Below are 12,076 nucleotides of genomic sequence, written 5' to 3' on the forward strand. Positions count from 1 at the left end.
GCGGATCCCCTCCCTCCCGCGGTAATCGTTCTCTTCCTCCGGTAATCGACCCCTTACGCCGTGATTCGGGGCCAAGGTTTTTGCGACCGGTCGTGGCCCGTAGCCCATGGCCGACACGACGACCTACAAGGACGAACTCACGAGAGAGGAAGTAGCCGACCGGCTGCAGGAACTCGCCCGAGAAATCCGAAGCGGCGGCGACGCCAACATCTCCGTCGGGAACAAGGTGGTGACGCTCTCGCCGGACGCCCAGGTCACCTACGACCTCGAGGTCGAGGAACGGTCTCCGATGCTCGGCGGCCGCCGCGAGGAGATCGACCTGACGCTGGCCTGGGGCGTGAAGAAAGAAAAAGAGTGAGTGCTCGAGTCCGGGGTTGCTCTCGCCGGGTTGATGATTATCCCTCGAGAACCCGTTTATCCGCTATGACGAAACACGACACCGAGGACGCGGCCTATATGGATCTGACGCCCGATAGCTGGCACCAGCACGACGGCAGCTACGCGATCGACTGCCCGGAGTGTGGGTCGTTGGCGTCGCTCTCGAACGTCATCGAGCACAACCGGTGTAACGGGTTCCTCGCTCGCCACTCCGAGGGCGAATCGGAGGGGACGGACTGTACGGCGAAGCTGTGGTTCGAACTGGGCTACAGCGAGGAACCGCCCTCCTCGGACGAGAGCGCGACCGAGTCGACCGCGACCACGACGGCGGAGGACGACGACGTCGAGGACAAGCACGGCAGTCCGGCGGGCACCGACGGCACGGTCGACGAGTCCCAGCGCGGGTGAGCGACGAGCCGTCGTCGCTGGATGGGGCCAGGACTCGCCTCGAGTTGGTCGGATCGGTCGCTCCCCTCGGGTCAGACGGACCGGTCTCTTGCCTCGAGCGAACTCCACCGCACCGTTCGCACACCGTTCGCGCTCAATTCAGGCCAGACTCGCTTCACTCGCCTCGAGCCAACCGCGTCCCGATCTTTTCGGGAAGCCCTGCCTCCGCTACCGCCTGCTGCACGCGCTCGACGTCGTAGGCGACGCGACGGGTCTCGACCTCGAGCGCGTCAAGGTCGAGGACGGCGTAGGCCGCCCGGGGGTCGCCGTCTCGCGGCTGCCCGATGCTGCCCGGATTCACGACGACCCCCTCGGCGTAGCGCTCGACGTGCTGGACGTGGGTGTGGCCGAGCACCAGCACCGACTCGTCCTCGAGCAGCCGCGGCGAGAAGTCCCGCGGGTAGGTGTACCGGTCTGGATCTGCGGGGTGACCGTGGACGATTTTCACCTGGCTGTCGAACGCGAGGCGCTCGTCGGGCAACTCGGCGAGCCACCCCCGCTGGTCGTCGGTCAGGCGCTCGCGGGCGAGTTCGACCCCCGCCGCGGCCATCGAGTTGAACCGGAACGTCGTCTCTCGAGCGACCGCCCGGTCGTGGTTTCCCATCACCGTCGGCACCTCGAGGTCTCGTAGCCGCTCGACGCACTCGGCCGGCCAGGGATTGTAGCCCACGACGTCGCCCGCACAGATCAGCGCGTCGACGTCGGGGAGGTCCGCGAGGACGGCCTCGAGTGCGGGGAGGTTCCCGTGTACGTCAGCACAGAGTCCGATCTGCATGGCTGTTCTTACTGACGTGAGATACATGTATGTAGGGGCGATCGAACGTCAGGCGGAGACCGGCCACAACGGTTATATCGCGAGTATCAGGGGCCAGAACAGTAATGTGCGGGGCCTGTGACCCTTCGCCTAACGTCGACTCGACGTCGCCACCATGGAACCGAGTATCCCCGAATCGATCGAGGCACCGTCGAACGTGCTCCTCGTTCACGAGACGAACCAGCCAGTAGACGCCTGCCACGACCTCTGTCAGTCGTGTTCGGAGGTCGCCGAGCTGCGCGTCTCGTTCGCCGGGGCGCAGACGGACTGTCGGCCGACGGCCAGCGACGGTCCCGCGAAACTCGGCATCGTCTCCGTCGGCGACGTCCTCCGTGCGGCCGAGGCCACCGTGGGCCCGGATTACTCCGCCCCGTTCGTCGTCGATGCGATCGACGACCCGACCGACCTGTCGGCCCTCGGCGTCACGATCAGCGAATTCTGCGAGCAGTGGGGCGACGCCTACCACGTCCGAATCTGCTTTCACTCCCTAGACATGCTCCTGCGCTACGCCCCGCCGAAGCAGGTGTTTCACTTCGCGTACGTCCTCACCAAACGACTCTCGAGCGTCGGCGCGATCGCGCACTTCCACCTCGACCCGACGGCACACGAGGACCGCATCGTCGCGACGTTCGGCTCGATTTTCGACGAGATGGTCGTCGACGAAAGCGTCCAGGACGACCTGCCGGAGGCGACCGACGAGGACGTCGCGGCGTTGCTGTCGAACTGGGACGACGAAGACGGAGACGAGTACGAGTCCTGGCCCACGACCGATCCGGCCGACTTCGACGAAGCCACCGACGACGACGTCGCTCGCGTGCTCGAGAACTGATTTTGCCTATCCGGTTCGTCACTCGATGCAATACTCGAGCGGCGACCACGTCGTCTCGAGGCACCCTAGACGAAGGCAACCCCGGTAATCGACAGCAACACGATTAGCAGCGCTCCGGGAACGCCGCCCAGAGCGACGATCACGAGCACGATCGGGGTGATGGTAATCTCGAAGACGAACATCCACTGCACGGCCAGGAGGACGAGCAACCCGGCGACCGCGTTGGCGAAGAGCGGTCGAACGGTGTCGATGAGTCGCGACGCGCCGAAGACGAACGCGAGGGCGACGACCAGGATCAGGATCTCGAGACCGGTGACCATGTCGGCTGACACACCGCCGGAGGTGAAAAGCGCGTCCATTCACAAACGAAAGCCTTTACGCACCGCGCCCAGAAGTACGGACACGGGACCGTGGGTTAGCCTGGTATACTTCGGGCCTTGGGTGCCCGTGACCCCGGTTCAAATCCGGGCGGTCCCATCCTCTTATACGAAAATTCGCGAGAAATCCGTCCATATGCGGGGTTTACAACCACCCTCTCGGTAGCCCTCGCCAGGGGTGGTCGCGGTGAGCCTCACCGTCGAACTCGAGCCACCCGTGTGCGAGTTCTGCGGGTGCTACATCATCGAGGACGACCAGCTGTGCCCCGCCCTCGATAATGGGAGGTGTGCGCCATGACCGGCGTCCCAGCGCCGCTCGCCGACCTCGGGAAGGTGTTCATCCCGATCCCGCCCGGGGAGAAGGGCACCGATCGCGAGCGCACCGAGGAGACGCTGTTCGAGGGCGACGATCCCATCCTCGACGCCTACCTCGAGGCGGGCCACAACTACGGGATCGCCGCCCGGGGGGACCTCGCGATCGTCGACGAGGACGAGCCCGACGCCCTGGCCGACCTCGTCGATCGCCTCCCCGAGACGCCGTGGCAGGTGTCGGGCTCGCGCTCAAGCAACCACCGATTTCTGCTGGTGCCCGGCCTCGAAAACGACATCCCACTCGACGACCCTGAGACGGGCGAAAACCTGGGGCACATCAAGGCGGCCCCGCAGTCCTACGTCGTAGGCCCCGGCTCGCGCCACCCGTCGGGCAACTACTACGGCCCGCTGCGCGGCCCCGACGAACTCGCCACCATCGACGAGGACGACCTTCGCGACCTCCTCGAACCCTGGACAACCGACGACGACGAGCCCGACCACGGCCACGGGACCGGGCGGTGCACCCACGGTGACCGGGATCGGGACGCCGACGTCGGGGTGTACGACGTCCTCTCGCGGCGACGCTACCCCGAGGGCAAGCGATGCGAACACCCGTTCCACGGCTCGAGCACCGGCTCGAACTTCATGGTAAGCGAGGATGGCGAGACCTTTCGCTGCTGGCGCCACGGCGCCACGGGCAACGGCCTCCACCTGCTCGGGATGGAACTGGGCGTAATCTCGTGCGGTGACTGGGTGCCCGGCGGTCTCTCGACGGACACCTGGCGCGAGGTGTTCGACACGGCGCGTGAACGCGGCTACGCCGACCAGCTCCCCGACCCGATCGAGTCCATCGAACCCGAGGACGTTGAACACCACGCCATCCTCCCGAACGCACTCCGTCACCACGCGGTCACCGACGGCTGGGACTGGACCTCCGACGGCTACCGCGGCGAGGACGCCCTCACGATTGAGGCCGCCCGCGACCGGACCACCGACGCCATCACCAACGCCATCGAGGGGTGTGACGACGTGTTGATCGAGGCGCTGCCGACGATGGGCAAGACCTACGGCGAGGTCGCCGCCACCGCCGCGGCGGGCGAGCCTACGACGATCCTCACCTGCCGGGGCAACAACGAACAGTACGAGAAACTCGAGGAGTGGTGCGCCGACCACGGCCTCACGGCGAAGCGTCTCCCGTCGTTCTTCGACAAATGCGACACGGCGAACGGGGAATACGGCGATGACTGGGTCGACGCCGTCGAACGCTGGTACGATCGCGGCGCCACCGGCCAGGACATCCACAAGCACCATGCCGGCGACCTCCCCTGCCAGAACCAGCCCCACGAGTGCCCGTACACGAGCGCCTGGCGCTTCGACCCCGACGACTACGACATCCTTATCGGCCACTACAGCCACGCATACGTCCCCCGGGTGACCGCCGGCCGGACCGTCCTCATCGACGAGTTCCCCGGAGACGACTACGAGACGACGCTCGACCTCGGCCTTGAGCGCGCCGTGAGCCGGTTCCTCGAGACGACGCCCGCCCTCCCGTTCGACGACTACACCGACCTCCTCGAGGGGCGTGCCGACGACGACCGGCGCGTTGAGGCGCTCGACTGGTTCGACGGCGACGCCGACCGCGATCCCCTTCAGGCGTTCGACGACGGCGGCCACGCGGCGGCCCCGATCGCCGTCTACGCCCTGCTGACCGGCGACGACCTCGGCAACGGCTGGGAGCGCGCCCTCCTGGGGAACGGCTTCGACGGCCACGTCGCCACGTTCGACCGTGCTCGGGGCGCGATCCACCTGCTTGAGCCCCCCGCGTTCGAGGCCGCCCGTAACGTCATCGGCCTCGACGGAACGCCCACCGTGACCATGTGGCGCCTGGCACTGGGGCGCTCGCGGCTGAATCACCGTCAGGTGCTCACCGACGACGAGCGCGTGGAGTACATCCGGGACGTTCTCGGGCTCCACCTGGTGCGGACGACCGACGCCGTCAAAGGGTACGCCGCGGGCGAGGCCGAGATTGCCAACCGGGTGACCCTCGACGACGACCGCGCCCTCCTCGAGGGGATCGCCGCCGAACACGGCCAGCAACCCGCGCTCATCACCACGAAACGCGCCAAGGAACACGTCTACGAGCCCGAGGGCGTCCTCGACCTAGTCACGGAGACGAAACACTACGGCGACGTCCTCGGGAGCAACGAGTACGCCAGCACCCGCCTGGGCGCCGTCATCGGCTCGCGCAACTACGGCCCGGACTTCGTCGCGAAGTGGGGCGCCTACCACGGGACCGCCGTCGAGCCGCGGTTCCCCGGTGAGGACCTCCCGCTCGAGGCGGGCGTTCGCACCGACTACGGCGACGTCGGGAACGAAATCCGCCAGCATATGACCGAACACCAAACGCTCCAGGCGGCAATGCGCTTCGGCCGGGACGGCAACGGCGCCGTCGTCTACGTCCACACCAACACCCTCCCCGACTGGGTGCCGATCGCTGGCGAGGGGCGCGTCCTCCGCACCCGGAGCCAGGGCGAACGCGAGGTGGTCGCTGCCCTCAACGCGCTCCCCGGGACCGCCTGGACCACCGCCGAGGTGGCCGCCCACCCGGACGTCAACATCACGCGGCAACAGGTGTTCACTCACCTCGAGCGGTTGTACGACCGCGGCTACCTCGACCGCGAACAGAACCCCCAGGACGGCCGGGGCTACCGGTGGCTCGACGACGACCTCCACCGAGTGACCGAGCACGGCGAGGTCGAACTCGAGCCGGTCGAACTCGACGACCTGGACGAAGTTCGTCAAGTGGTACGTATGAGTACCTATACGTGGAACTTGACGAACTCACCCTCCGAGGGTGCTCCTGGAGCGTGCCAGAGTCCTGGTGTACGCTCTCTCCCGGGGAGGGCGGGTCGTGAAGGTGGTGATCCACCCGATTCACCCGCCGATTGACACCGGATCAAAGCCGTGTTTCCGGCCCGGGTAGAGCGACGGCGTCGGCCAAAAACCCACCAAAAACGACCGGAAATGGCAGAGTCTATCGGTTTGGTCAACCCTCGAGCGACTGGCTCTCTTCGTGTCGAATAGAGCGAGCTCCAGTGATTGATAGTCGACCGCTACTGGGGACCGTTCCGACGGTGAATATCTCATTTCTCACGGATCGTCGCCCGGTTCGACGGATGGTGCCGCCTACGATCTATTTGGATATTATTATTAAAGCAGTGGTGTACAGTCGTCGACAATTGTATTAGCATGAAACAATACATTCTGGCCTCTGTGACGATGCTCGTGGCCGGCCTGCTGGTAACTGGTCTGGTCGCATCCGCCGGAGGACTCGCGGCGGCGAATAGCCAAACTACCGAGCTGAACGAAGATGACCCGGTTGTCGAACCCACACACCCGTACGCGAGCGGATACGCCGACTCGCTGTTCACGACGAATCAGCCACACACGAGCGAGGAGGAGCAGACAACGCTCGCCACTGAGCAGACGCATACGAATGACGGTGATGATATCGAATCGGCCACCGTCGTGACGGAGGAGGGGGAAATCCCCATCGAGCAAGCGCTCGCATCGACGGACGACAACACTCGGGAGGCAATCGTGATCGAGTCGAACACGGTCGGCAACGAGACCCAGACGAACGTGTATGCGCTGGACGACCAGTCGGCGGAGTCCGTCTGGTCGATGCTGGTCGAGGACGAGTCGGAGACGAGCCAGTCGGAGCTGCTGGCGATCAGTGAGGCAATCGACGAGACGGCAGCCGAGGACAGGTCGGTGACGGCTGGCGCGAACGACGACGCGTCGATCATGACCGATCATGGTACGGAAGTGACGGTCGAGCAGGTTGCCGTCGACCGAAACGAACAGAACGGGAGTGCCTCGGCGACCGGCCAGGACGCCAGCGCGGTCGTCACCCAATCGAACGAACAGGTCACAGAACAGCGGGCGGAGGTTTTGGTCACCGCCGAGAAGGCATCCGTCCTCGTCGTCCAGTTGAACGTCCAGGAGAGCTCTCAGACCGGCAACGCTGCCGCTGCAGGCGAGAACGCTTCGGCACTCGTCGAGCAGACGAACGACCAACGCGCCGTCCAGACCGCGAACGTCAGCGTCATCGCTGATGACGCCGTCGTCGTCGTGGCCCAATTGAATGTACAGGTCAGCGAGCAGCACGCGAGAGCCGCAGCTGCAGGGCCGGGAGCGACGGCGGACGCTACCCAAGAGAGTAACCAGCACAGCGATCAGTCGGTCGACGTCTTCACCTCGACCGACGACGCCGCGGTGTACGTAACGCAGGAAAACGTTCAGATCAGCGAGCAAACCGAACACGTCACCACGAGCGACGGCGTTGACGACGGCGACGACAAAGATGATGATAAAAATGGCGACAAAGATGACGACGAGGACACCCGCAAGTGTGGCGACCCGAAGCCCCCGAAGAAGAAGGGGACTTCCTCGCGATAACCAGCGGTAACACACTTCGAATGGGATACCGGCGGTTCGGCGATGACCGCCCGGGATCCGACCTCATTGTGACAGACGACTCGTAGGGATCGCACGCGACAGTGACAACAAATCGACGGTCGGTACGTGCGTCGGCGTCTCGAAACCGATCCCATCCGACCCACCGTATCAGATTCGAAACGTGTGATCGCCAGTAATCGACGTTACCGCGACCGTGGCTCCGAAACGATCGAAACGGCTATGTCTCGCGGTGGTGGACCGTCACCGAATCGACACGACGGGGTGCTCGAGCGACGTTCTGACCGAACGGCGAAAGAGCTCTCGTCAGTCGACTCCGTTTGATCATGAACCGACGCAATCTCTTCATTCACATCGGCGCGGCTACGGTAACCGGAGGGGCCGCCTACTGCTTCGAGAACTTCGAAGCGAGACGAGCGACGGACGGTGGCTCGAACCGGGATGGAACACGTGGTGAGAACGGATCTGATCAGGAATCAGATCTCTCCGACGACGACGATGGCCTGCACGAGCGGTACGAACTCGGTCGGTCGGACGAGGGGGACGAGCCGACCGAAACTGACGCACACGAAGTCCACGTGCGGAACGAGAGTGAAGACGAACGTACACTCTCAATTCGAATCGCTCGCGACGGCGAGCCCCGCTTCGATAGCACCGAATCCATCCCGGCAGGCGAACGCCTCGAGTTCGCGTTCGTCCGCCCGGGTTCCTACGAGATCGAGATCGCGTCCGACGGAACGAGGACGAAAACGAGGGTCGATCATTCGGAATCCGACGCCGTCTGTGCCCAGTCACGGACGACCGTGACGGTACGGTCGACCGGAATCACCACGCGAACGCGATCGGTGCAGTCGTCCTGTGACTGATTCTGACGCTCTAACTCTCGTCGATCGGACGCCCCTCTCGAGCGACTTCTTCGAGGAGCAACGTTCGCAGTCGCTCAAGGGTAGCACGGGTGGCACAGTTGATTTCCAGTGGTACTTCGTCGTCTCGCTGTCGAGTCAACTGGCCCGCCATATCGCTCGCGTTCCATCGGTTCGTTTCGCATTTCTCTAGGTGAACAGTCGCTGGCGATGGTCTACAGCTACCGTTGTGGTGTCTCGTCGGCTGATCTTCGCGTCTTCGTCTGGACGAATCGCAATCGATGACGACTGTTAGCGTAAAAGATAGTTGTCGTTCGATAACGATCAACCGTGAAATCGTTTCGTCCAGCCTCACAGGTCGTAATCCCGATTACGGAATTGATGTGGCCTGGCTAACAATATAGGGGTCTATCCTCCATTATCGAGACGGCCATCGGGCCGTGGAAAATACAATGGGAGAACACAGTATAACGCGAATCGTAACGCTTGCGCTGGTCGTGATGATGATGATCAGCGGGGCGGCTATCGGGATGACTGGCGCAGCAGTTGCAAACGACTCGGACGACAATTGTCAAGATACGGACCAAAGTGTCGAAGGAGACGTCACTCAGGATCAATACACGGACGGGGACGATAACGATCAACGGTTGCTCCAGCTCCTCGAGATACTTCTGGGCTCGAACCAAGATATCGAGGACGGGGATGACAACTGTCAGTACGCCGACCAGGACAACGACGTCGACGTCGACGCCGAACAGGAAATCGACGGCGACAACAACGTCCAGGACGCCGATCAGGCGACCGACGGTGACGAGGCGAACACGCTCGAGAGCGAGAACGAGCAGACGATCGAGGATGGCGACGACAACGAGCAGGACGCCGAGCAAGAACACGAACTCGAGCAGGAGAGCGAGCAAGAGATCGACGGCGACGACAACGAACAGTACGCCGACCAGGAGGCCGAACTCGAGAACGAGAACGAGCAGGAGATCGAGGACGGTGACGACAACGAGCAGGAAGCAGAACAGGAGAACGAGCTCGAGCAGGAGAACGAGCAAGAGATCGACGGCGACGACAACGAACAAGACGCCGAGCAGGAAGCCGAGCAGGAGAACGAGAACGAGCAGGAGATCGAGGACGGCGACGACAACGAACAAGAAGTAGAACAGGAGAACGAAGGCGAACAAGAGAGCGAGCAGGAAGTCGAGAACAGCGACGACAACGAGCAGGAGACCGAGCAGGAGTTAGAACAGGAGAACGAAGCCGAGCAAGAAGTCGAAGACGGTGACGACAACGAACAAGAAGCTGAGCAGGAGAACGAACTCGAGCAAGATAGTGAGCAGGAAGTCGAAAACGGTCTGCTCGCTGCCTTACTCGGCTTCTCAGACAATGAGCAGGAGACCGAACAGGAAGCCGAGCAGGAGAACGAGGTCGAACAGGAAGTCGAAGATGGTGACGACAACGAGCAGGAGGCCGAACAGGAGAACGAAGGCGAACAAGAAGTCGAGCAGGAAATCGAGGACGGAGATAACAACGAACAGGAGGCCGAACAAGAGTTAGAACAGGAGAACGAGGCCGAGCAGGAAGTCGAAGACGGTGACGACAACGAGCAGGAGGCCGAACAGGAGAACGAAGGCGAACAAGAAGTCGAGCAGGAAGTCGAGGCTGGCGTCGACAACGAGCAAGAGGCCGAACAGGAAGCCGAGCAGGAGAACGAGGCTGAACAGGAAGTCGAAGACGGCGACGACAACGAACAGGAAGCCGAGCAGGAGAACGAAGCCGAGCAGGAGGCTGAACAGGAAGTCGAAGCTGGCGCCGACAACGAGCAGGAAGCCGAGCAGGAAGCCGAGCAAGAGAACGAAGTCGAGCAGGAAGTCGAAGACGGTGACGACAACGAGCAGGAGGCAGAACAGGAGAACGAGGTCGAACAAGAAACCGAACAGGAAGTCGAGAACGGGTACGACAACGAACAGGAAGCCGAGCAGGAAGCCGAGCAGGAGAACGAGGCCGAGCAGGAAGTCGAAGACGGTGACGACAACGAACAAGAAACTGAACAGGAGAACGAAGCCGAGCAGGAGGCTGAGCAGGAAGTCGAAGACGGCGACGACAACGAACAGGAGGCCGAACAGGAGGTCGAACAAGAGAACGAAGCCGAGCAGGAAGTTGAAGACGGCGACGACAACGAGCAGGAAGCCGAACAGGAGAACGAGGCCGAACAGGAGGTCGAGCAAGAGGCTGAGGGCGACGACAACGAACAGGAGGCCGAACAGGAGGTCGAACAAGAGAACGAAGCCGAGCAGGAAGTTGAAGACGGCGACGACAACGAGCAGGAAGCCGAGCAGGAGAACGAGGCCGAACAGGAAGTCGAGCAGGAAGCCGACGGTGACGACAACGAGCAGGAAGCTGAGCAAGAAATAGAACAGGAAAACGAAGCCGAGCAAGAAGTCGAAGACGGTGACGACAACGAGCAGGAAGCCGAGCAGGAGAACGAAGCCGAGCAGGAAGTAGAGCAGGAGGCTGAGGGCGACGCCAACGAGCAGGAGGCTGAACAGGAAGTCGAGCAAGAGAACGAAGTCGAGCAAGAGGCTGAGGGCGACGATAACGAACAGGAAGCTGAGCAGAAGAACGAGGCCGAACAGGAAGTCGAGCAAGAGGCTGAGGGCGACGATAACGAACAGGAAGCCGAGCAAGAAGTCGAGCAAGAGAACGAAATCGAGCAGGAGGCTGAGGGCGACGACAACGAACAGGACGCCGAGCAGAACTCCGACGTCGATCAGGAGATCGAGCAGGAAGCCGACGGTGACGACAACGAGCAGGAGGCCGAACAGGAAGCCGAAGTCGATCAGGAGATCGATCAGGAAGCCGACGGTGACGACAACGAGCAGGACGCCGAACAGAACGTCGAGGTCGACCAGAACACTGAGCAGGAAGCCGACGGTGACGACAACGAGCAGAGCTCGACCAATGAGGTCGAGGTCAGCCAGGACACGACGCAGGAAGCCGAGGGTGACGACAACACCCAGAGCTCCACTTCGAGTGTCAGCGTCTCGAGCAACCAGTCCCAGAGCGCCTCGAGCTAAACGTGCGCGCCTCGATGGGATAGGAACGGATTGAATCCGAGAATCGCGGTCGGGGATGGCCCGAACGCGGACCGTCCTCGACCGATTCATCCTTTTTTGCGGCGTCATAACCGCGCGGAAACGGATGCAGATACACTCTTTTCGTCCAGCACCGCGACCGGATATCGAGCCGTCGTGAATCCCGCTTCGCATCGCCGACGGTGGTTGCCGCCGTACCGGACGCGGTAGGCCCCGAACGAATCAGTATTATGTTCGGAACGGACTCGAGACTGACGACGGCGCCGGTGGGCGTCTCGCTCGATGAATCTGTGAACGCACTCACGACGCCTCGATCACAATCCGTTCGACTCCGGTCTCCGGTTTCAGTCTGCCTATCACAGTGCGGAGCGAATAATCCGCCACGTGCATGGTGATGAACTGGAATGGGTCCACCCCCGTTGGCGGTGGTCGTAATCCGTTCTGGGAACACAATCTACTCACACCCATACCGCCCGCCA

9 protein-coding genes and 1 tRNA gene are annotated in these 12,076 nt (G+C 62.8%); 8 read left to right on the forward strand and 2 right to left on the reverse strand.

The window, feature by feature from the left end; all coding sequences use genetic code 11:
• Positions 1-106: 106 nt before the first annotated feature.
• Together J1N60_RS04625 and J1N60_RS04630 are read left to right on the forward strand one after the other, a co-directional pair.
• Complete coding sequence (locus J1N60_RS04625; RefSeq protein ID WP_254159110.1) at positions 107-358, forward strand: amphi-Trp domain-containing protein; 252 nt, start codon at positions 107-109, stop codon at positions 356-358.
• 65 nt (positions 359-423) lie between these two features.
• A complete protein-coding gene (locus J1N60_RS04630) occupies positions 424-786 on the forward strand; it encodes a hypothetical protein (RefSeq protein ID WP_312911092.1) in 363 nt (120 codons plus the stop codon).
• A 154-nt stretch (positions 787-940) separates the two neighbouring features.
• Here the strand turns inward: J1N60_RS04630 and J1N60_RS04635 are convergent, their stop codons facing one another.
• Complete coding sequence (locus J1N60_RS04635; RefSeq protein ID WP_312911094.1) at positions 941-1,600, reverse strand: metallophosphoesterase family protein; 660 nt, start codon at positions 1,598-1,600, stop codon at positions 941-943.
• Positions 1,601-1,754: 154 nt separating this feature from the next.
• On the opposite strand from J1N60_RS04635, the gene J1N60_RS04640 reads away from it, so the two are divergent.
• Positions 1,755-2,468: a DUF7504 family protein gene (locus J1N60_RS04640; RefSeq protein WP_312911096.1), complete on the forward strand. Its 714-nt coding sequence runs from the start codon at positions 1,755-1,757 to the stop codon at positions 2,466-2,468.
• A gap of 65 nt (positions 2,469-2,533) precedes the next feature.
• On the opposite strand, the gene J1N60_RS04645 is transcribed toward J1N60_RS04640, so the two are convergent.
• Complete coding sequence (locus tag J1N60_RS04645) at positions 2,534-2,788, reverse strand: pro-sigmaK processing inhibitor BofA family protein (protein ID WP_312911098.1); 255 nt, start codon at positions 2,786-2,788, stop codon at positions 2,534-2,536.
• A gap of 84 nt (positions 2,789-2,872) precedes the next feature.
• On the opposite strand from J1N60_RS04645, the gene J1N60_RS04650 reads away from it, so the two are divergent.
• The 5 genes from J1N60_RS04650 to J1N60_RS04670 all read left to right on the forward strand — a co-directional run bounded on the left by J1N60_RS04650 (position 2,873) and on the right by J1N60_RS04670 (position 11,579).
• Positions 2,873-2,945 (forward strand) — tRNA-Pro (locus tag J1N60_RS04650).
• 194 nt (positions 2,946-3,139) lie between these two features.
• Entirely contained in the window at positions 3,140-6,106 is a 2,967-nt protein-coding gene (locus tag J1N60_RS04655; protein WP_312911100.1) for a bifunctional DNA primase/polymerase, read from the forward strand.
• A 300-nt stretch (positions 6,107-6,406) separates the two neighbouring features.
• A complete protein-coding gene (locus J1N60_RS04660) occupies positions 6,407-7,618 on the forward strand; it encodes a hypothetical protein (RefSeq protein ID WP_312911102.1) in 1,212 nt (403 codons plus the stop codon).
• 344 nt (positions 7,619-7,962) lie between these two features.
• Positions 7,963-8,502 (forward strand): Ig-like domain-containing protein, encoded by a 540-nt coding sequence (locus J1N60_RS04665; RefSeq protein WP_312911104.1) that lies wholly within the window; start codon positions 7,963-7,965, stop codon positions 8,500-8,502.
• A 449-nt stretch (positions 8,503-8,951) separates the two neighbouring features.
• On the forward strand, positions 8,952-11,579 hold the full coding sequence (locus J1N60_RS04670) for a hypothetical protein (RefSeq protein ID WP_312911107.1): 2,628 nt from the start codon (positions 8,952-8,954) through the stop codon (positions 11,577-11,579).
• Positions 11,580-12,076 lie beyond the last annotated feature (497 nt).

It is taken from the genome of Natronosalvus caseinilyticus (genome assembly GCF_017357105.1).
In the GTDB taxonomy this organism is placed as follows: domain Archaea; phylum Halobacteriota; class Halobacteria; order Halobacteriales; family Natrialbaceae; genus Natronosalvus; species Natronosalvus caseinilyticus.